The following is a 20,878-nucleotide window of genomic DNA, read 5'->3' as shown; positions in this document are numbered from 1 at the left end:
TTCACTCTATTTTTCTGCAACAGATATTTTTTCAACATCTAATTTAGCTTCTATGGATAGTTCCCTAACCGAATGTATTACTTCATCCCAAGTATATTCGCCTGCATATTTAAATTTTTTCTGATAAATATCCCACAGCCTTTTCATATCTTCATCTGATTTTACTACCTTCAATACACTTTCTGCATTTTCTAAAAGGTTAAAATTTCCTCGTTTCTTAGCAGTTCTCTCTAACGCTAAAGCTAATATATCAGCATCTATATTTTGTGATTTTAAGAGTATGTGAATATCATAAAAATCCCTCATTCTTGTATTGGTTACGGATCTTGAAATGACAGTCTCCAGCTTTTCTGCCAAGACTGTTTCAATAGGATATGTCATAATGGGGATTGTTCTATCTTCAAACATCAGTTTGTATGAATAGGCTATTTCTCTTGGAGTAATTACATCGCCTGTAGAAATATCTATCTTCAAAGGAATAACTGCTCCATCTAATACAGCATCCATACTGAATCGTATTCCTGAATATTCTGCTTCATCCATAATTTCCGATACTTTTTTAATTCTGAACTTCACATTATCCTCTAAATCTATATTTGAAATTTCTGTAATTGTACGCTCCATATCAACCATCGTTACAGGAATACCTTTAATGGTAGTGTCTATATCCATTGTAGCCCTTGCCTCTACCCCTACAAAAGCTGCTACCAACATTCCGCCTTTTAGGATAAAACTTCCATTGTATTTTGATGAAGATACTCGCTCTAAAAACCGCTCCATCATATATTTTCTAATCAGTACATGGGCTTCAATACCGACTTCTTTTGACAAATTTCGTATCAAATCTTTTAGTTGTTTTGATGAATGAATCATTATAATAACACCTCCAAATATTTACTTAACATATGATTTACTCGAAGTTTTTTTGCATATTCCATAAGTAGATGCAAATTCTTGTCTTTACGCCTGATATACTGCTTTATTGCATCCTGAAAAATTTGAATTTCAATTTGTGAACGACTACGAATCATATCACAAACAGTACGCTCAGGATTATAGATGAAAACTTCATTTCCAAAAGGTGTTTTTGCTTTTGAAATCCCAAGTTCAAAAAAGTCTTTTTTAATAGAGAATACTTTTACACCATCTTCTCTTAAATGAGTGGCATTATATCCGCTTTTTACCGTAACAGTATATTGCAGCGGCTCTTGATCTGTCATATCAAGCAGAAACAAGGCTGTATCGTGAGAAAAGATTGTTTTCGGGCAACGAAGCTGTAATAAGTACAGTCCATCTTTCCATACATCTGGAGAACAATAAATTCCATGTGAAATACGCTCATAATTATATTTTTCTACAAATTTTGCCAAAGTCGTTTTAGAAATTCCTTTACTGATGACTTCTGAAGTTCTTAAAACTCCATTACCCACAGTTGAAATTTCCCCAATCTGTTCTAACTGGTTCATGAACTCACTTCCTTTCACGCTCTTATTATATATTATATAAGCGTAAAAGTAAACATATAGAAAAAAAAGAGCCGGTGCAGCCCTAAGACCACACCGACCATCATTATCTTTCTGCTTCTTTTGACGATTCCTGCTTTACTTTCGGCTTTTGCTTATCTTCTGCCTGATATTCTTTGATAGCACCAAATATAGATTTTTTACCATTTTCTTGACTATAGTCCAATATGATATTTGCATTCCCACCCTTGTGTCAAGTATTGGATACATATTTTTTCAAATTTCCAATCTGATTTACTTCTATTTTAATTGCAACACCGGATTTTTCAAGAGATTATTGATAAGGTCGGTGTAAATCATCTGATCGACCACTTCCGTTATGCTTGTGATTCTTTGCCCTGCATCTTTGGAAGACGCTCCACAATGATAGATTCGTTGTTGTTCGGTATTACAGTCGATAATGATGTACCTGTCATGAAACTCGCCACCGGATTTTTGGAATGTTATCTTTCTAAAAGGATATTCTTGGCAAAAATCCTGATATTCAAGACTGTGCAGTCCTTTGCCGATGTTATCACTGAATATAATGACCTCTACTGATGAAGGAACATCTTTTAACAAGACCAAAGTTTTCACTCCGATGTAGTTATCGACGATATAGATACTCTGTTTCGCTATTCTGTAAATGTCCTTATAAGCAAGATTGGCTTCGATCGGCTGTCCGTTCAAGAGTAAAAATCCGTATTTGAGTTGTGGATTACTGAGGTCAAGAATCAGGTCAGACAGTTCGGATTTATGCACAACATTCCCTAAATTGTCCACTAATCCTGCCACCTTATCTTCCACATTCATTAAATCCCGTCTTAAATCCTGCATTTCCACGACATTGCTTGTAATCTGCATCGAAAGCTGCAAAAACTCTCTTTTCCCAATCAAACCTTGATTTTCTACAATGTGGTCTTTCATTTGTTTGAAAGTACGAACTAAAGCTCTACTTTGCCTTACTGCAAGATCACCCTTTAATACAGTCATCAACATATAGATTCCTTGCTCTGTAAAGACATAAGGATTGTACTTAATATTACTCCCTCGTCCGGTGCCTCTGTTCAAGGTGAAATTTTTGCACCTTGAAAGTTCTTCAACTTCTTGAGTTGTTAGTTGAAACATAAAATCTTCGCCTTCAAATTTCTCAATATTATTCTTGACCTGCCTGTTGAAATTTTTCGTTTCATATCCATAGATTTCAGCTAATTCAAAGTCAAGCATAACCTTTTGTTCCCTAATAATATAAATCTTTTTTACAAGGGATTCATGATTTACAATCATCATTTCATCTTTTTTATCCATTTCTTTGTCCTCTTTATTCAAATTTCCAAACAATCTCCACCTTGTCCTTGTCATAAACATAGATTCTGTCTATCACTTCGTTGATCCAGTCTAAAACAAGTTCTCCTTCGGCTACTGCTTCTCTTAGTTTATCGACATTTAGATGATGTCTTGAAGCGGTATTTTCTTGTATCTTGTCCTCTATGATCAATATTTCCTGCTCGATGTTTTTTGCTCTTTGTGTCAGGGATTCCCGTTTTGAAAGGTATTCTTCTTTCTCTATGATACCTTGTTTATGCCTTTCATAACACTGCATTTTGGAAATTTGATTTTTTTGTTGTTCCGCTTCCAGCTTTTTCTTTCGCTCAAGCAGGCTCTCACAAATACTTTCCTTGACTCTATACTCAATCCTTCTCGTCTGTTCTTCCTCAAGAAAATGTTCGGTATGAAGCTGAATTTCTTTTGACACGATTTCTTCCAGTACCGAGGCTTGTATCTTTCCTTTCATGCAGCCGCAGTCTTTTGCCTTGTACCGATATGGACAATAATATCCGTCACTTTTTCCGGAGTAAATGGTATAACTCATCTTATGATAGCATTGCCCACAATAGACTTTATCCTGAAGAATATGAAAATGCTTCCGTTCTCGGCTGATATGTTTTGCATTGCTGCTTAATCGGTTTTGAACTTCCGCAAAATCCTCTTGGGATATGATGGCTTCGTGCATATTTTCCCGTATAATCCAGTCCTCGCTATCCGTCCATTGTCGATGATCCGAGCCGACTTCATACACTCTGGTCTTTCCGCCGACAATTGCTCCGGTATAAACTCGTTGGGTTAAGAGATAGCGAACAATCTGTCCTGTCCAAATTCCGCTTCCTCTTTTCAGTCCTATGTGCTTTCCGGGTGTTAAGACTTTTCTCTCATTCAAGTCTTTGGCAATCGCAAGCATACTTTCTCCGCTTAAATATCTTGCAAACACTTCTTTCACGATCGGTCTTACTGCTTCATCGACAATGAGCTGATGATGGTCATTTTCGTCTTTTACATATCCATAGGGTGCTTTTGAACCGAAGTAATAGCCTTTATCTTGTCTGATTTTAACGGAGGAACGAATTTTCTGTGAGATGTCCTTGGAATAGTAGTCATAGACAAGATTCTTAAAAGGAATTTCCAAACTGCTGATTCCGTTTTCGTTGTTCTTACTGTCATAATTGTCATTCACAGAAATAAACCGAACTTGCATAAAGGGAAAAATTTGCTCAATATAGGCTCCAGATTCGATATAATCTCTGGCAAAACGAGATAAGTCTTTTACAAGTATAGTCTTTACTTCATTTTTCTTGACCATAGCAATCATCTTTTGAAATGCGGGGCGATTAAAGTCCGTTCCCGTCTTTGCAATATCTTTATAGATTCCTGCTAAACTGAAATCCTCACTTTTTTGAATAAAGCTCTCGCAAAGAGCAATTTGATTTTCAATGGAATCACTCGGTTTTTCTTTTTTATCTCTTGAGATTCTTGCATAGATTGCCGTTTGAAAGCTGTTTATATTTTCTTTGCTAAGCATTTCTTCCGACTTCATCCTTCGATTTGCTGTTCTTGCCATCTATACCACCTCCCTGATTTCAGGAGTTTGAGAGGTATAGCTGCTCAACTTATCCAGAATCTCGATCGTTTCGTCATAATTAAACTGAATTTCTATTTTCTTGTCTTCCGAAACATAGATTTTATCAACAAGTCGAACAAGAAGTCCTCTTTCTAAAGTACCGATGTTTTGATACTTGTTGATATCTGTAAGGAAATTCTGATTGCCCACACTCTTTTTATAGAGCCTTGCAATTTCTTTGCTCTGCTTTTCTAAAACCAGCTCACTTTCTACGATACGATTCGTGTAAAACTCCCTCATATCATAGAATTATTCTTCCGCAATAATGCCTTCTTTCAAATCTTGGTAAAGAGAAGATTTTAAAAGCTCAAATTTTGCCTTGCTTTTCTTGGTGTATTCCTGTCTTTTATCTATTTTTTGAAACAGTTCATAGGATACTTCCATCTCTTTGATTTTCTCTGAAACACTTTCGTATTCCCCAAGATACTGAATATAATGCCGAATCATTTCAAGCACTGTCCTTTGCAATTCTTCCTGCTTTATAGAGTGCCTGCTACAATCTTGCCCCTTATTGTATGAGGAGCAAATATAATAGACGGTCGGTGTTTTCCCTCGTTTATCGACTTTCTTTGTCATCTGTGCGTTACAGTCTTTGCAAAAGAGAAGTCCGGAAAACAAATCCGCTTTTTCTCCGACAGTTTTCGCCTTGATATCGCATTTTAAAAGTTTTTGGACGATTTCAAAGTCATGGGGATCAATAATCGCCTCATGGTTATCTTCAATTTCAATCCAATCGCTTCTATCTTTGGAAACCACTTTATCCAGTTTATAATTGATCTTTTCTCGTTTTCCCTGTTGAAGTGTTCCAATATAGATCTCATTGGTTAAAATGCGATTGACCGCAGGCGTATCCCACTTGGCAACCGCCTTTGTGCTGAAGCCTGTCTTATACCGTATTCCCTTTGCCTTTTTATGCTCCATCGGTGAGGGGATTCCATTATCGTTTAAGTGTTTGGCAATCGAATAGGAGCTGTATCCTTCCAGTTTCATGGAGAAGATTTTTCGCACCACATATTCCGCTTCTTTATCAATTACTATTTTGTGCTTATCTTCCTTATCTTTTTCATAGCCGTAAGGAGCATAGTTTGATATAAACTGTCCTTGTTTTCTCTTTACTTTACAAACACTTCTGACCTTTGCGGAGGTATCTCTGCAATAGTTGTCGTTGATGAAATTCTTGAAAGGAATCACCAAATTCTTTTCCGTTTCACTGGCTGTGAAGCTGTCATAATTGTCATTTAAGGCAATAAACCGAATATCAAGAGAGGGGAACACCCTTTGCAAATATCTCCCGCTATCAATATAATCTCTGCCGAAACGGGATAAATCTTTTACCACAATACAGTTGATACTGCCTGTGATTACATCCTCCATCATTTCTTTAAATGCCGGTCGCTCAAAAGCTGATGTTAGATAACGATACTTCTAAAACACAAGTAAATCCAACATTTTTATAACAGCAGACAAGCTGGTATTGTACAAAAAACTGAATATATCACATCCCAAGCGGTGATCTTTCGCTTCTGTCAAAGGAAGCATAAGGACACCGCTTTTTTCATGTCCATGTTACGAAGTTGAAGCATATACAGGCTTGAAATACAAGGCTTTTTGAGGGCGGTTTTGACAAAGTAAGGGCAATATACCTTTTCTTTCAAAATCGCCCTTTAACTGCGTAACAAATAAAAAACGAAAGGAGCAGAAATCATGGCAGTTTTCAGAGTAGAGAAAAACAGGGGCTATACCGTCATGAGCAATCACCACCTGCGAAACAAGGAACTGACACTAAAAGCGAAAGGCTTACTTTCTCAAATGCTGTCGCTTCCGGAAAACTGGGACTATACCCTTGCAGGACTATCCCATATCAACAAAGAAAGCATCGATGCTATTCGTACAGCAGTTTTAGAACTTGAAAAAGCGGGATATATCACGAGAACGCAAGGCAGAGATGAAAAAGGAAAAATGACAGCCATTACCTACACCATTTATGAGCAGCCGATTAGTCCAGTATTAGACCAGCCGGTATTGGAAAATCCAACATCGGATAAGCCGATATTGGAAAAACCGAAAGCGGATAATCCGACATCGGAAAATCCAATGCAATTAAATAAAGATATACAAAATACGGATCTATCAAAAAAAGAAGAAAAAAATAAAGATGGATTAAATACCGATTCCATTCCTATCCTTTCCCCTGTCCCCTCTCCTTTGCGTGAGCAGGAGCCTTTACCGGAAAAGAAAGGAACGGATGAGAAAGACGCATACAAAATCTATGAGGAAATTATCAAGGACAATATCGAGTATGAACACCTCATAAACGCAAAACGACTTGACCGTGATCGAATTGATGAAATCCTTGACCTCATTCTTGAAACCGTATGCAGCAAAAGAAAGAAAATCTTAATTGCAGGTGATGAATACCCGGCGGAGCTTGTAAAGGCAAAATTCATGAAACTTAACAGCAGCCATATTGAATTTGTCCTTGACTGTATGCAGGAAAATACCACAAAGGTAAGAAACATCAAGCAGTATCTAAAAGCGGTGCTTTTCAATGCTCCGTCCACAATCGGAAACTATTACACCGCACTTGTCAATCACGATATGTACGGAGGAAATGACTTCTAAAGGAGAAAATTTATGAAACAGGGAACCCTTATTTTTGACGAATACCGTGACCGCTACGACATCCGTTTTGACCTAAAAGACTATTTAGGAGGTCTTTATCCCGGAGATCAGCTTGAAGTCTTTGCCTATGGAAAATGGAAAAAAACCGAGATGGACATAAACAAAAGCGATGAATGGTATTTGAAAGGAATCCGCGGAGAGTTAAACGGGCTTCGCGTAAGAATAAAGGAGTGAGAAAACTTTGCTTATAGGAAAGGAGGATGACATTTGCAGGATGAAATGAACGAAAAAGTGATCGCCCTATATATCAAGGGTGGAAAAATCACGGCAAAGCTGTTACAAAAGGCGATAAAGCTTTTCCTTGCGGAGATGAAAAAGCAAGAAGCAAGGCGGCAGCTTCCCCACGGAAAGCAAAGCCTAAAACAACTTATGAAGCAGAACGCCGGCGTTTCCAACATTGAAATCACAGATGAGAATATCAAAGCCTTTGAAGCGACGGCAAAGAAATACGGAATCGACTTTGCACTGAAAAAAGACAGCAGCACTTCGCCGCCCCGGCACCTTGTATTTTTTAAGGGTCGGGATGCGGATGTTCTAAAGGCGGCATTTACCGAGTTTTCACAAAAGAAATTGTCAAGGGAAAAGCTGCCCTCTATAAGAAAAGTGCTTTCCGCCTTTAAGGAGCAGGCGAAGGCAATCAACAAAGGACGAGATATCGTAAAACATAAGGACAGGGGGATTGAGAGATGACGGAAGAAACAAAGAAACAAATTTTACTGCATCTGCCTTATCTGTTCTTTGTCTATCTCTTTGACAAGATAGCACAAGGCTTTCGTCTATCATACGGAATAGATATGGGAATAAAGCTTCTCCATTTTCCTGAAGGACTTACAGAAGCCTTTTCTTCTCCCCTTATCAGCTTTCACTTATCCGATCTTTTTATCGGAGTTATAGCGGCTGCACTCATTCGTTTTGCTGTCTATGTGAAAGGAAAAAATGCAAAAAAATACAGGAAAGGTACAGAGTACGGATCAGCCCGTTTTGGAAATAAAAAAGACATAAAACCATATATTGATCCGGTATTTAGGAACAACATTCCTCTTACCAAAACGGAGTGCATTACCATGAATAGCCGTCCGAAAAATCCCAAATACGCAAGAAACAAAAACATTCTTGTGGTCGGAGGCTCCGGTAGCGGAAAGACGAGATTTTTTGTAAAGCCGTCATTGATGCAGATGCACAGCTCCTATGTGGTTACCGACCCCAAAGGCGAGCTGCTTCTCTCCTGCGGGAAGCTCCTGCAGCGAGGTGGATATAAGATAAAGGTACTTAATACCATCAATTTCAAAAAATCCATGCGGTACAATCCCTTTGCATATCTTCGCAGTGAAAAGGACATTTTGAAGCTGGTAAACACAATCATCATGAACACCAAAGGCGACGGTGAAAAAGCCGCTGAGGACTTCTGGACGAAATCAGAACGCCTTTTCTACTCTGCCCTGATCGGATATATCTTCTATGAAGCGCCGGAGGAAGAAAAGAATTTCACCACGCTTCTTGAAATGATAAACGCATCGGAAGCAAGGGAGGACGATCCGGAGTTTCAAAGCCCTGTTGACCTTATGTTTCAGAGATTGGAGGAAAAAGACCCGGAGCATTTTGCGGTAAGGCAGTATAAGAAGTTTCTTCTTTCTGCCGGAAAAACAAGATCCTCAATATTAATTTCCTGCGGCGCCCGTCTTGCCCCCTTTGACATCCGAGAGCTTAGGGAGCTTCTTGAAAAGGACGAAATGGAGCTTGATACCATAGGGGATCGAAAAACAGCCCTCTTTGTTATCATAAGCGATACCGATGATACTTTTAACTTTGTTGTAAGTATTCTTTACACTCAGCTTTTTAATCTTCTCTGCGATAAGGCGGACGATGTGTACGGCGGAAGGCTGCCTGTTCATGTACGCTGCCTACTTGATGAATTTGCGAATATCGGGCAGATTCCAAAGTTTGAAAAACTGATTGCCACCATTAGAAGCCGTGAAATATCGGCTTCTATTATTTTGCAGTCCCAGTCCCAGCTTAAAGCAATCTATAAGGAAAATGCGGACACCATCACAGGAAATTGCGACAGCTTCCTCTTTCTTGGAGGAAAGGAAAAAACAACACTAAAGGACGTATCTGAAATACTCGGTAAGGAAACCATCGACAGCTTTAACACCTCTGAAACAAGAGGTCGGGAATTATCTCACGGGCTGAACTACCAAAAGCTCGGTAAAGAGCTTATGACACAGGATGAGATTGCGGTAATGGACGGAGGAAAATGCATCCTGCAAATAAGAGGCGTAAGACCGTTCTTTTCGGATAAGTACGATATTACAGCTCACCCAAATTACAAATATCTTTCCGACTATGACAAGAAAAACTCTTTTGATGCGGAAAGATATATAAAACGCCGCCCCGCTATCGTAAGGCAAAATGAAGTCTTTGACTACTATGAAATCGATGCGGAAAAATTAACGGAAGAATAAAAGAAGGAGGAAAAAGCTTGATATATAAGACAGCAGTATATAGAGCGCGGGCACCTGATGCCTGAATGCTTATCCGCCGAATCCGGCGGTTTTTTTATGAGGGAAACAGCAAAAATTATGTTTAGCCGAGGTATCGGCAGAAAGGATGAATCTATGGGATTTTTTAATTCAGCAGTCGGAGTATTACAGACACTTGTTATCGCACTTGGCGCAGGCCTTGGAATCTGGGGCATTGTAAACCTTTTGGAAGGATATGGGAACGATAACCGTGCGACACGTTCATAGGTGAAAAGCTTATGCACTAAGTCAAAGGACATAAAGTTCAAAACTTAGGAGAACTGACAATCTGATAGGTAGAATGATGGGGTAACGCCCTGAAATGCCTACACTGATACTCCGATTGGCAATGAATATTAGACTATTTCATTGTCAAAAGCTCGGTGAAGTCGGCAGAGAGTAGCCGTAAGACTGATATTTCATATCAGACACGAAAGCTGTTCAGAGGTGGACGGTGCTACCTATATGTCGGGTGTCGAATACGCATGGTGAGAATGTGTATACCAAAGCACTGACGTACTTCCGAATGTACAAGTCTAAACGTTTGAATTTGCCTAACGGCAATTCCCATCAAAGATGGGGTGTTTGTGGATGAGTAAGAATGGTTGTTATGAAAATCCATATATCGTTACAGGCGATATGGCGAAAGCTAAACACAGGCTTAGAGGAAGACCCTAAACGTATTCAAAGATAAGATTGTCGGAACGTGGTAAGCCAGGAACATGGAAGCAGTCTAATGCTAATGAAGTGTTGAATGGGAAAATGACTGTAAAAACGGCATATAACCGTTCTTTATTTTGGTGAAAGCGGTGGCACAGTACCTATGAAGCGAAAATAATAAGTTCGTGGAGGGATAGCCACCAGTCACAGGAAAGTACAAGAACTGAAATTAAGACAAACACAGCTTCGAGTATGACAAAGAAAATCAAATCCGAAAGGAGATGGTGACTGTGTCCACTTCGAAACAAACACTGAAACAAAGCAAAATCCGTTATACGGAATACTATGACTTGCAAAAAGTCCTTGATGATTTATATGAAGATAGTAGTAAGAATAAAATATTTTCAAATTTAATGGAGTTGATAACTTCAAGAGAAAATATAAAACTTGCCTATCGCAGTATCAAAGGGAACAAAGGCAGTCATACAGCCGGAGTAGATGGCAGAACAATAAAACATCTATCAAGGCTAAATGAAGAAGAATACATTTCTCTCATACAAAAACAGTTTCATTGGTATAAATCACGCCCTGTAAAGAGAGTGGAGATACTAAAGCCTAATGGGAAAATAAGACCTTTAGGAATACCGACTATTGTAGACAGAATTGTACAACAATGTATCTTGCAAATATTGGAGCCGATATGTGAAGCCAAGTTTCATGACAGCTCCTATGGGTTTCGACCTAACAGGAGTACGGAACATGCAATCGCAGAATGTGCAAGACTAATGCAGATACAGCACTTACATTATGTGGTTGATATTGATATACAAGGATTTTTCGATAATGTATATCATGCAAAGCTCATAAGGCAGCTTTGGAATTTGGGAATCCAAGACAAAAAGTTACTTTGTATCATTAAGGAAATGCTGAAAGCAGATATTGTTATGCCCGATAAAGAGGTAATTACACCAACAAGGGGAACACCACAAGGCGGAATATTATCACCGCTACTATCTAATGTAGTCTTGAACGAATTAGATTGGTGGGTGTCCTCCCAGTGGCTGACAATGCCCACTCATTATCCATATAAACAGAGAACGAACAGTCAAGGAACAGAGATAAAAAGCCATACCTACAGAGCTTTAAGAACAAGCAACCTGAAAGAAATATACATTGTAAGGTATGCCGATGATTTCAAGATATTTTGCCGTAATTACTACGATGCAAAAAGAACCTATCAGGCAGTTACAAAATGGTTGCAAGACAGATTAAAACTAAATGTAAGTGAAGAAAAATCTAAAATAACAAATCTAAAACAAAGGTACTCGGAGTTCTTAGGCTTCAAGCTTAAGGTTAAACCAAAAGGCAAAAAGTTTGTTGTACAGTCGCATATAAGTGATAAGGCACTGAAAAAGGCAAAAGAAAATATTTCTAAATGTGTTGCGGATATAAAAAGACCTGCAAATGAAAAGGAGCAGTACAAAGCAATAGCTAAGTATAATGCCACTGTTTCAGGCTTGCATAATTATTACCAAATAGCAACAAACGTGAGTTTGGACTTTACTAAAATAGCCTTTCACATTAAAAAGCAGATGAACAACAGACTTGATATTAAAACCAGTGGAACACTAAACAAAGGATTTGTCAAAGAAAAATATGGAAAAAGTAAACAGCTTCGCTTCCTTAATGGATATCCGTTAATTCCGGTGGGATATATAAGGACAAAGGACGCAAAACACAAGAAAAAGGTTGTAAATAAATACACTGTAAAGGGCAGAGCTTTCATTCATAAAAATCTACAAATTGATGTAGATACACTTGTCTGGCTGATGAAACACCCTGTGCTTGATAAAAGTATAGAGTTTGCAGACAACAGAATCTCGCTCTTTGCAGCTCAATATGGCAGATGTGGAGTAACAGGTGTAAAACTTATACCAAACGATATACATTGCCATCACAAGATACCGCTTGAACAAGGCGGTACAGACAGTTACAGCAACTTAATTCTTGTTACGGAAGCAGTTCATATACTCATCCATGCAACAAAAGAAGATACAATCCAAAAATATATAAAAGAGCTTGGGTTAACAGTCAAGCAGATTGAGAAATGTAATAAGCTTAGAAAAATGGCAGAATTGCCACTAATTTAGAGAAAAAATAATTTGTTACGAAGTGTGTAAGTCTTAGTTAAAACGTGAAAATCTTTCTTGTGATGGAACGCCGTGTGCGGTGAAAGTCGCATGCACGGTGTGAAGTGGGGGAAAATCCGGAGATAAAATCAAAGGATTACCTATCACTATCGGGCGCTAAATCACAGGGAATCAAGCAGCTTATGGCAGGAGGAGGCGTTGCCCTTATCGGTACAACCCTTGTTCCGCTTCTTCGCGGACTGTTCGGATAAGGAGGTAAAAGGTGCAGAGCATACTTGATGCAATCAATGAATGGATCAAGGAAATTTTAATTGGATCCATTCAGGGAAATCTTGAAGCTCTGTTCGGAGATGTCAACGAAAAGGTAGGAACCATAGCGGCAGAGGTAGGCAAGACCCCGCAGGGCTGGAACGGCAGCGTATTTTCCATGATAAAAACCTTGTCGGAAAATGTGATCGTCCCCATTGCGGGGCTTGTCATTACCTATGTTCTTTGCTACGAGCTGATCAGCATGATTATTGATAAAAATAATCTGCACGAGTTGGACACCTTTATGTTTTTTAAGTGGTTTTTCAAGGCGTGGGTAGCGGTATTTATCGTTACCCATACCTTTGATATTACCATGGCGGTATTCGATGTGGCGCAGCACGTTGTATCGGGCGCATCCGGCGTTATCAGCTCGGACACAAGCATTGATGTGGCATCCTCTCTTACCGCACTACAAGGAAAGCTGAAGGACATGGAAATACCGGAGCTTTTACGGCTTTCCATAGAAACCGGACTTGTGAGCATTTCTATGAAAATCATGTCCGTTTTTATTACCGTTGTCATCTACGGCAGAATGATAGAGATCTATTTAGTCTGCTCCGTCGCCCCGATTCCATTTGCCACTATGACAAATAAAGAATGGGGACAGATCGGAAACAACTATCTGAAAAGCTTATTCGCACTCGGTTTTCAGGGCTTTTTAATCATGGTATGCGTCGGAATATATGCTGTCTTGGTAAAGGCTATGACCGTATCGGACAACCTGCATACCGCGATATTTTCTCTTGCGGCATATACCGTGCTGCTTTGCTTTATGCTCTTAAAATCAAGTGCTATTTCAAAATCAATTTTCGGGGCACATTAGCCCTAATGTAAAGGAGGGATCAGAACAATCAGTAAAAAATATAATATTATCTATGCCGATCCGCCGTGGAAGTACGAACGAAGCAAGGTACAAGGTGCGGCGGAAAATCACTACAAAACCATGAGCATAGAAAAGCTTTGTGCACTTCCTGTTTCTGAAATCGCGGAAAAGGACTGCGCACTTTTTTTATGGGCGACTTTCCCGCAGCTGAAAGAAGCCCTGCAGCTAATCAAAGCATGGGGCTTTCAGTATAAGACGGTTGCTTTCGTATGGCTAAAAACAAATAAAAAAGCGAAAACATGGTTTTACGGGCTTGGCTTTTGGACAAGAGGAAATGCGGAAATCTGCCTTCTTGCAACAAAAGGTCATCCCAAAAGGCAGGCGAAAAATGTTCATCAGCTTATCGTAAGCCCCATTGAAGCACACAGCAAAAAGCCGGAGAAAGCAAGGGAAAACATAGTTGCCCTTATGGGAGATCTTCCTAAAATAGAGCTTTTTGCAAGAAAAGAAAGTCCCGGCTGGGATGTATGGGGAAACGAAGTAAAAAGCAGTATTACGCTTTAACGGAAAGGAGGTTTTTATGGCATATGTACCCGTACCAAAGGACTTAACAAAGGTCAAAACAAAGGTTGCCTTTAATCTTACAAAAAGGCAGATCATTTGCTTTACGGCAGCCTTAATCGCAGGGCTGCCTGTTTTCTTTCTCCTAAAGGGAAGCACAGGAACAAGCCTTGCGACATTTTTCATGATTTTAGTGATGCTTCCCTTTTTTCTCTTTGCCATGTACGAAAAGCACGGACAGCCCCTTGAGGTCGTCCTAAAGCATATCGTGCAGACAAAGTTTATCAGAAAGAAAGAGCGTCCCTACAGGACGAGAAATTATTATGCCCTGCTCATAAGGCAGCGAGAACTTGAAAAGGAGGTATTTCATATTGTTAAAGGACAAAACAAAGGAAAAAAACAGCGTCAAAAATAAAAGAAAGCTGACAAGAAGTGAGAAAAAGCAGATTGCGGAGCTTATCCGAAAAGCAAAGCCGGATAAAAAGGCTTCTTCCTCGCAGGAGAGCATCCCCTATCTTTCCATGCACCCGGACGGGATATGCAGAGTAACAGAAAACAGATACAGCAAGTGCATTTATTTTTCCGACATCAATTATCAGCTTGCAGGTGCGGATGAAAAAACCGCTATCTTTGAAAACTGGTGCGACTTTCTAAACTACTTTGATTCCTCTGTGGATGTGCAGCTTTCCTTTATCAATCAGGGAAGCCGCGGAGAAGCAAAGGCCGCAATCGAAATTCCAATGCGTGAGGATGGTTTTCAGTCCATAAGAAGCGAGTATCAGACAATGCTTTCTAATCAGCTTTCCAAAGGAAACAACGGTCTTGTAAAGCTGAAATTCGTAACATTCAGCGTGGAAGCGGAAAATATGAATGCGGCAAAGGCAAGGCTTAACCGCATTGAAACGGATATGTTAAACAATTTTAAGGTGCTTGGTGTAAGTGCCCATTCCATGAACGGCTATGAAAGGCTGAAAACCATGCACGGCATCTTTCACCCGGAGGGAGAGCCTTTTTTCTTCTCTTGGGACTATCTTGTTCCGTCGGGATTATCGACAAAGGATTTTATCGCACCGTCCTCTTTTTACTTCGGAGAAGGAAGAACCTTTCGCATGGGTAGTAAGCTTGGCGCGGTGAGCTTTCTTGAAATCTTGGCGCCGGAATTAAACGACCGCATTTTATCCGACCTTTTGGATTTGGAAACGGGAATGATCGTAAACCTGCATATCAAAAGCATCGATCAGGCGGAGGCAATTAAGACGATTAAAAGAAAAATCACCGACCTTGACAAGATGAAAATTGACGAGCAGAAAAAAGCCGTCAGAAGCGGCTATGACATGGATATTATCCCGTCCGACCTTGCCACCTACGGAGGCGAAGCGAAAAATCTGTTGCAGGATTTACAGAGCAGAAACGAAAGAATGTTTCTTGTTACCTTTTTAGTGGTGAATATGGCGAATAGTAAAAGAAAGCTGGATAACGATGTGTTCGCCGCCGCAGGAATCGCACAGAAATATAACTGTGCCTTAACCCGTCTTGACTTTCAGCAGGAGGAAGGCCTGATGTCAAGTATTCCGCTTGGAAGAAATGAAATTGAAATCCAAAGAGGGCTTACTACCTCAAGCACCGCTGTATTCATTCCCTTTATCACGCAGGAGCTTTTTCAGGGCGGAGAAGCCCTCTATTATGGGCTTAACGCTCTTTCAAACAACATGATTTTATGCGACAGAAAGCAGCTTAAAAACCCCAACGGCCTGATACTCGGAACGCCCGGTTCCGGTAAATCCTTTGCGGCAAAGCGTGAAATTACAAACGCCTTTTTAATTACGGACGATGACATCTATATATCCGATCCCGAAGCCGAGTATGCCCCTTTGGTAAACAGCCTTTTAGGACAGGTCATCCGCATTTCTCCAACAAGTAAAGAATATATCAACCCGATGGATATAAACTTAAATTACAGCGAGGATGATAACCCCCTTGCCCTAAAATCGGACTTTATCCTTTCCCTTTGTGAGCTTGTAGTCGGAGGAAAGGAAGGACTTGCACCTGTGGAAAAAACGGTCATCGACCGTGCAGTAAGAACGGTTTACAGGGAGTTTCTTGCAGAACCCGTGCCTGAAAGGATGCCTATTTTAGGGGATCTTTATGAGGAGCTTTTAAGACAGCCGGAGCCGGAAGCTGCAAGAGTTGCGGCAGCCCTTGAGCTTTATGTAACAGGCTCTCTTAATGTGTTTAATCACAGAACCAATGTAGAGCTTAATAATCGCCTTGTCTGCTTTGATATAAAGAGCCTTGGAAAGCAGCTAAAAAAGCTTGGAATGTTAATCGTGCAGGATCAGATTTGGAACCGCGTAACCATAAACAGAGCAAAAAAGAAAGCAACCCGCTACTACATGGACGAATTTCATCTTCTGCTCCGTGAGGAACAGACCGCAGCATACAGCGTTGAAATCTGGAAGCGTTTCAGGAAGTGGTCGGGTATTCCCACAGGGATTACTCAAAATGTAAAGGATCTTTTATCCAGCAGAGAAGTGGAAAATATCTTTGAAAACAGCGACTTTGTCTTGATGCTTAATCAGGCGGTAAGCGACAGAAATATCCTTGCAAAGCAGCTTAATATTTCTCCACAGCAGATGAAATATGTAACCCATACGGAATCCGGCGAAGGACTTCTCTTTTACGGAAATGTGATCCTGCCATTTGTAGATCACTTCCCGAAATATACAAAGCTCTACAAGGTCATGACGACAAAGCCGGAGGAAGTGAGCAGCGAATGAAGAAACTGACGCATTTCAGCCTGTTTACCGGAATCGGAGGAATCGACTTTGCGGCGGAGGCCGCAGGCTTTTCTACTGTTTGTAAATGCGAATGGGCGGACTTTCCGACTGCCGTATTAAAAAAGCATTGGCCGGATGTTCCGCGTTTTCAGGATATTACCACAGTTACAAAGGAGGCATTTATTGAAAAAACAGGACAAGACAGCATTACCCTCATATCCGGAGGCTTCCCGTGTCAGCCCTTTTCCGCCATCGGAGCAAAGAAGGGCTTTACAGACCCCCGTTATCTCTGGCCGCAGATGTGCAGAGTTATTAGAGAACTTAAGCCCCGTTTCGTGCTTGGCGAAAATGTTGCTAACTTCATCAATATGGGGCTCAACAAAACGATCCTTGACTTGGAGAAAGCGGGATATGCCGTTTGGACATTCGTACTTCCTGCTTGCAGCGTCGGCGCGTGGCATGAACGCAAGCGAACTTTTATCGTGGGGGCAGATGTTTCCTACGCCCCTTGCTTCCGACACGGGAACGCGCCCAAAGGTGCCGCAGGTAGTCCTATCTCCTGCGGGCTCCTTTCGCAGAAAGAAGAAAACGGGGCACTGGTCGGCGAATCTTTCGGAGGCAATCTATTATCTGGAAAAGGATGCCGATCCCAATCTTCGCTTCAATCCGGAGTGGGCAGAGTGGCTGATGGGATTCCCGCGAGCATGGACGGAAATTTCCTCTGGATAACGGAGCCTACGGATATTCCGAGGCTTACAGAGGATAAAAAAGACAGGGTAAAACGCTTAAAGGCACTGGGCAATGCCGTCGTTCCCGCGCAGGTTTACCCGATACTTAAATACATTGCGGATATTGAGCTTGGACGCTGCAAAAGCGCTTGCGTCTTTTCAGGAAAGGAAGGTGATGCACTTTGAAAGAACCGCTAAAGCCCCGTGATAAGTTCAGGCAGAAAATGAGCCGGGACGGACTTTTAAGAGAAAATATGACAACCGGAGAAACGGAAAATATATCAAAAAGGATTCAGGAAAATCCCGAAAATGATATTCCCCAAAATCCTATATCGGATAAGGAAATGCCGAAAAGAAAATCCTCAAGGCTTACCTTTACCGAGGAAGAAAGAAATATCCCGGAGCTTCAAAGGTATATCAAAAAATCCGATCAGGCGGCGGACCGTCTGGATAAGGCAAGGGATAAAATACCAAAGAAAAAGAGTCTTTCCTTTGAGCGGGAGTTTGATGAAAAAACAGGCAAAGGAAAAACGAGGCTTCACTTTGAAGAAAAGGAAAAGCCCATAGTCTCCGGTAAGTCTGCAAATCCTCTTTCTCCTACCCTTAATAAAGCAGGCGCTTTTGTGCATAAGAAAATCCATGAAACGGAGCATGACAATGCAGGCGTTGAAGCAGCCCACAAAACCGAAAAAGCCGCAGAAATACTTGGAAGATTCAGCGTAAGAAAGGCAAGAGAAAATTACAGAAATCAGAGGCTAAAGCCCTACCGCAAGGCAAGGAAAGCGGAGAAAGCCGCAGAGAAAGCAAATGCAAAATACTTTTACAAAAAAACCATGTATGAAAATCCGAATCTTTCATCTGCAAATCCCTTTAGCCGTATGTGGCAGAAAAGGAAGCTAAAAAGAAAGTATGCGGCGGAGCTTCGTAAAAAAGGTAAGAGTGCGGCAAAGGCGGCAAAAACATCCGCAGAAAAGATAAAACAGGCAGGCTCTTTTATCATACGCCACAGACGAGGGCTTGCCCTTATCATTTCCCTGCTTTTAATCTTCATTCTGATCTTTACCGGCTTATCGTCCTGCTCCTCTCTTTTATCGGGAGGCTTAAACGGGATTTTAGGTACAAGCTATACATCCGAGGACAGCGATCTTGTGGCGGTAGAAAATGCCTATGCTGCTATGGAAAATGAGCTGCAGGGAAAAATCGACAAGGTGGAAAAGAATCATCCCGGCTATGACGAGTACAAATATGAGCTTGACAGTATCGGACATAATCCCCATGAGCTTGCTTCTATTCTTACGGCAAAACACCAAAGCTATACCCTTTCCAAAGTGCAGGCTGACTTACAGAAAATTTTCACAGAGCAGTATTCTTTTACTCTTAAGGAAGAAATTGAGGTGCGCTACAAAACGGAAACCCATACCGATCCGGACACCGGAGAAACCACAGAGGAAGAAGTCCCATACAACTATTACATTCTTCATGTAAAGCTGAAAACGATGCCGCTTTCCGATATTGCAAAGGAAATACTGAATGAAGAGCAGCTTAAAATGTACCGTGTCTACCTTGAAACCAGCGGAAACAAACCCCTTGTCTTTGGCGGAGGTTCCCCTGACGGCAGTGCTTCGGAGGATTTAAGCGGCGTTCATTTTGTAAACGGCACCCGCCCCGGAAATCCGGAGCTTGTAAATCTTGCAAAAAAGCAGGTCGGAAATGTAGGCGGTTATCCTTATTGGAGCTGGTACGGCTTTAACGGACGTGTGGAATGGTGCGCCTGCTTTGTATCGTGGTGCTATCACAAGGCTGGAAAAAGCGAGCCGCGTTTTGCAGGCTGTCAGTCGCAGGGCGTTCCGTGGTTTACCTCTCATGGTCAATGGGGAAACCGAGGCTACAAAAACATTGCACCGGGCGACGCCATTTTCTTTGACTGGGACGGTGACGGCGGTGCGGATCATGTGGGAATTGTCATTGGAACGGACGGAAGCCGTGTTTATACCGTTGAAGGAAATTCAGGCGATGCCTGCAAGATTAAAAGCTATGACCTAAATTCCGGCTATATTAAAGGCTATGGCCTGATGAACTGGGATTAACAAAAAATGAAAGGAGAAAACATTTATGGCAAACAGAAAAATCTTGAAAATCGAAAACGAGATCAAAAAGACCCGTGAGAAAATCACGGAATATCAGAACAAGCTGAAAGGACTTGAGATGCAGAAAACAGAGGCGGAAAACCTTGAAATCGTGCAAATGGTAAGGTCGCTTCACATGACCCCTGCAGAGCTTGAAGAATTTTTAGCCAAAGGCGTGATTCCTGCTGATATGTCTGCAGATGAAAATGAGTATATGGAGGATATAGAAAATGAAGAATAAAATTTTGATGAGAATAACGACAGCTCTCTTTGCCGCCCTGATCCTTATGGGCGGCTTTTCTATTCCCGCTTATGCAAACGGCGGCGGTGAAGCTACCAATGACAGCAATGTAAAAACAGAGGAAAAGAAAGAAGAAAAAACGCCCCTTACTCCTGACGGCAACATGAGTCTTGTGGATAATGTCAAGGGATATGCCGCAAAGGATAAGGAATTTATCATTGTAAAAAGCAAGGGAGGAAATTACTTCTATATTGTAATCGACCATGCGGCGCAGGGAGAAAACACGGTTCATTTCTTAAATCAGGTGGATGAAAAGGATCTGCTCTCTATCATTGACGAAAAAAGCAGCCTGACCGCAAAGCCGGAGCTTCCAAAAGAGGAGGAAAAGAAAGAGCCGGAGACGGAAAAACCAAAGGAAGAAGAAAAATCGGAGAAAAAGAATCCTGCCGGCATGATCGCTTTATCCCTTATTCTCATTCTTGGACTTACAGGCGGAGCCTTCTATTATTTTAAGTTCCTAAAACCGAAGCAGGATATAAAGGGAACGACCGACCTTGACGAGTTCGACTTTGAGGACTATGAGGACGATTTTATAGAGGATGATAACGAGGACGGCGAGGAAACTTTAGAAGAAGCAGAGCCGGATGAAACACTATGACATGGTTTACAGACAGTATCTATGAACGACTGATGACGGAAAAACCGAAATGCGGGCGGCCTGAAAAAGAGCCGCCCGTTTCCTTTTCCTTAAAATGCGAACTGCCCTTACAGGGGAAAGTCCCCATGCATAGGTTACTGTATCAGGAAAATAAAAGAAAAAAGCGAACCGGAGCTTTAGAAAGGA

18 protein-coding genes and 4 pseudogenes are annotated in these 20,878 nt (G+C 41.0%); 16 read left to right on the top strand and 6 right to left on the bottom strand.

Annotated features, from left to right (window positions below; translation table 11 throughout):
• Nucleotides 1-6 precede the first annotated feature (6 nt).
• From C3V36_08105 to C3V36_08080, 6 genes and pseudogenes are all read right to left on the bottom strand, one after another.
• Nucleotides 7-873, bottom strand: coding sequence for a nucleotidyl transferase AbiEii/AbiGii toxin family protein (locus tag C3V36_08105; GenBank protein ID AVM69204.1), 867 nt, complete (start codon nucleotides 871-873; stop codon nucleotides 7-9).
• Entirely contained in the window at nucleotides 873-1,466 is a 594-nt protein-coding gene (locus tag C3V36_08100; GenBank protein AVM69203.1) for an abortive phage infection protein, read from the bottom strand. Before C3V36_08100 ends, C3V36_08105 begins: the two co-directional genes overlap by 1 nt.
• A 103-nt stretch (nucleotides 1,467-1,569) precedes the next feature.
• A pseudogene (locus tag C3V36_08095) lies at nucleotides 1,570-1,677 on the bottom strand (single-stranded DNA-binding protein).
• A gap of 86 nt (nucleotides 1,678-1,763) precedes the next feature.
• Nucleotides 1,764-2,810, bottom strand: coding sequence for a DNA-binding protein (locus C3V36_08090; GenBank protein ID AVM70482.1), 1,047 nt, complete (start codon nucleotides 2,808-2,810; stop codon nucleotides 1,764-1,766).
• 13 nt (nucleotides 2,811-2,823) lie between these two features.
• Nucleotides 2,824-4,341: a recombinase gene (locus tag C3V36_08085; GenBank protein AVM70483.1), complete on the bottom strand. Its 1,518-nt coding sequence runs from the start codon at nucleotides 4,339-4,341 to the stop codon at nucleotides 2,824-2,826.
• A 57-nt stretch (nucleotides 4,342-4,398) separates the two neighbouring features.
• Nucleotides 4,399-5,859: pseudogene (locus C3V36_08080) on the bottom strand (recombinase).
• 303 nt (nucleotides 5,860-6,162) lie between these two features.
• Here C3V36_08080 and C3V36_08075 point away from each other — a divergent pair.
• From C3V36_08075 to C3V36_08000, 16 genes and pseudogenes are all read left to right on the top strand, one after another.
• On the top strand, nucleotides 6,163-7,080 hold the full coding sequence (locus C3V36_08075; protein AVM69202.1) for a helix-turn-helix domain-containing protein: 918 nt from the start codon (nucleotides 6,163-6,165) through the stop codon (nucleotides 7,078-7,080).
• Nucleotides 7,081-7,092: 12 nt separating this feature from the next.
• Nucleotides 7,093-7,314 (top strand): hypothetical protein, encoded by a 222-nt coding sequence (locus C3V36_08070; GenBank protein ID AVM69201.1) that lies wholly within the window; start codon nucleotides 7,093-7,095, stop codon nucleotides 7,312-7,314.
• A 33-nt stretch (nucleotides 7,315-7,347) separates the two neighbouring features.
• Nucleotides 7,348-7,830: a PcfB family protein gene (locus C3V36_08065; GenBank protein ID AVM69200.1), complete on the top strand. Its 483-nt coding sequence runs from the start codon at nucleotides 7,348-7,350 to the stop codon at nucleotides 7,828-7,830.
• Entirely contained in the window at nucleotides 7,827-9,602 is a 1,776-nt protein-coding gene (locus C3V36_08060) for a conjugal transfer protein TraG (GenBank protein ID AVM69199.1), read from the top strand. The genes C3V36_08065 and C3V36_08060 overlap by 4 nt, the downstream gene beginning before the upstream one ends.
• Nucleotides 9,603-9,755: 153 nt before the next feature.
• Nucleotides 9,756-9,887 carry a hypothetical protein gene (locus C3V36_08055; GenBank protein AVM70481.1) on the top strand — a complete coding sequence of 44 codons (132 nt, stop codon included), beginning with the start codon at nucleotides 9,756-9,758 and terminating at the stop codon, nucleotides 9,885-9,887.
• Between the two features lie 722 nt (nucleotides 9,888-10,609).
• On the top strand, nucleotides 10,610-12,469 hold the full coding sequence (gene ltrA / locus C3V36_08050; protein AVM69198.1) for a group II intron reverse transcriptase/maturase: 1,860 nt from the start codon (nucleotides 10,610-10,612) through the stop codon (nucleotides 12,467-12,469).
• A 152-nt stretch (nucleotides 12,470-12,621) separates the two neighbouring features.
• Nucleotides 12,622-12,720 (top strand): annotated as a pseudogene (locus tag C3V36_08045) (conjugal transfer protein).
• Nucleotides 12,721-12,731: 11 nt separating this feature from the next.
• Nucleotides 12,732-13,601: a hypothetical protein gene (locus C3V36_08040; protein ID AVM69197.1), complete on the top strand. Its 870-nt coding sequence runs from the start codon at nucleotides 12,732-12,734 to the stop codon at nucleotides 13,599-13,601.
• Nucleotides 13,602-13,628: 27 nt separating this feature from the next.
• Entirely contained in the window at nucleotides 13,629-14,165 is a 537-nt protein-coding gene (locus C3V36_08035) for a DNA methyltransferase (GenBank protein ID AVM69196.1), read from the top strand.
• A 16-nt stretch (nucleotides 14,166-14,181) separates the two neighbouring features.
• Complete coding sequence (locus C3V36_08030; GenBank protein AVM69195.1) at nucleotides 14,182-14,577, top strand: PrgI family protein; 396 nt, start codon at nucleotides 14,182-14,184, stop codon at nucleotides 14,575-14,577.
• Nucleotides 14,534-16,939 carry a conjugal transfer protein TraE gene (locus C3V36_08025; GenBank protein AVM69194.1) on the top strand — a complete coding sequence of 802 codons (2,406 nt, stop codon included), beginning with the start codon at nucleotides 14,534-14,536 and terminating at the stop codon, nucleotides 16,937-16,939. Before C3V36_08030 ends, C3V36_08025 begins: the two co-directional genes overlap by 44 nt.
• Nucleotides 16,936-17,853, top strand: coding sequence for a DNA cytosine methyltransferase (locus tag C3V36_08020; protein ID AVM69193.1), 918 nt, complete (start codon nucleotides 16,936-16,938; stop codon nucleotides 17,851-17,853). Before C3V36_08025 ends, C3V36_08020 begins: the two co-directional genes overlap by 4 nt.
• Nucleotides 17,850-19,754, top strand: coding sequence for a CHAP domain-containing protein (locus C3V36_08015; GenBank protein ID AVM69192.1), 1,905 nt, complete (start codon nucleotides 17,850-17,852; stop codon nucleotides 19,752-19,754). The genes C3V36_08020 and C3V36_08015 overlap by 4 nt, the downstream gene beginning before the upstream one ends.
• Before the next feature lie 25 nt (nucleotides 19,755-19,779).
• Entirely contained in the window at nucleotides 19,780-20,034 is a 255-nt protein-coding gene (locus tag C3V36_08010) for a DUF4315 domain-containing protein (GenBank protein ID AVM69191.1), read from the top strand.
• Nucleotides 20,024-20,692: a DUF4366 domain-containing protein gene (locus C3V36_08005; GenBank protein ID AVM69190.1), complete on the top strand. Its 669-nt coding sequence runs from the start codon at nucleotides 20,024-20,026 to the stop codon at nucleotides 20,690-20,692. Before C3V36_08010 ends, C3V36_08005 begins: the two co-directional genes overlap by 11 nt.
• Nucleotides 20,689-20,872, top strand: a pseudogene (locus C3V36_08000) (hypothetical protein). Before C3V36_08005 ends, C3V36_08000 begins: the two are co-directional and overlap by 4 nt.
• The last annotated feature ends 6 nt before the right edge of the window (nucleotides 20,873-20,878 follow it).

The sequence above is a fragment of the Lachnospiraceae bacterium oral taxon 500 genome, from assembly GCA_002999035.1.
Classification (GTDB): domain Bacteria; phylum Bacillota; class Clostridia; order Lachnospirales; family Vallitaleaceae; genus W11650.
The sequence above is the reverse complement of the archived record's forward strand: the minus strand, read 5'-3'. Positions and strand labels throughout refer to the sequence as shown.

Bases quoted from the DNA above. Each gene is read 5' to 3' on its own strand.
- C3V36_08105 (AVM69204.1), bottom strand. From the start codon at position 873: ATGATTCATTCATCAAAACAACTAAAAGATTTGATACGAAATTTGTCA.
- C3V36_08100 (AVM69203.1), bottom strand. From the start codon at position 1,466: ATGAACCAGTTAGAACAGATTGGGGAAATTTCAACTGTGGGTAATGGA.
- C3V36_08090 (AVM70482.1), bottom strand. From the start codon at position 2,810: ATGGATAAAAAAGATGAAATGATGATTGTAAATCATGAATCCCTTGTA.
- C3V36_08075 (AVM69202.1), top strand. From the start codon at position 6,163: ATGGCAGTTTTCAGAGTAGAGAAAAACAGGGGCTATACCGTCATGAGC.
- C3V36_08070 (AVM69201.1), top strand. From the start codon at position 7,093: ATGAAACAGGGAACCCTTATTTTTGACGAATACCGTGACCGCTACGAC.
- C3V36_08060 (AVM69199.1), top strand. From the start codon at position 7,827: ATGACGGAAGAAACAAAGAAACAAATTTTACTGCATCTGCCTTATCTG.
- C3V36_08055 (AVM70481.1), top strand. From the start codon at position 9,756: ATGGGATTTTTTAATTCAGCAGTCGGAGTATTACAGACACTTGTTATC.
- C3V36_08030 (AVM69195.1), top strand. From the start codon at position 14,182: ATGGCATATGTACCCGTACCAAAGGACTTAACAAAGGTCAAAACAAAG.
- C3V36_08020 (AVM69193.1), top strand. From the start codon at position 16,936: ATGAAGAAACTGACGCATTTCAGCCTGTTTACCGGAATCGGAGGAATC.
- C3V36_08010 (AVM69191.1), top strand. From the start codon at position 19,780: ATGGCAAACAGAAAAATCTTGAAAATCGAAAACGAGATCAAAAAGACC.
- C3V36_08005 (AVM69190.1), top strand. From the start codon at position 20,024: ATGAAGAATAAAATTTTGATGAGAATAACGACAGCTCTCTTTGCCGCC.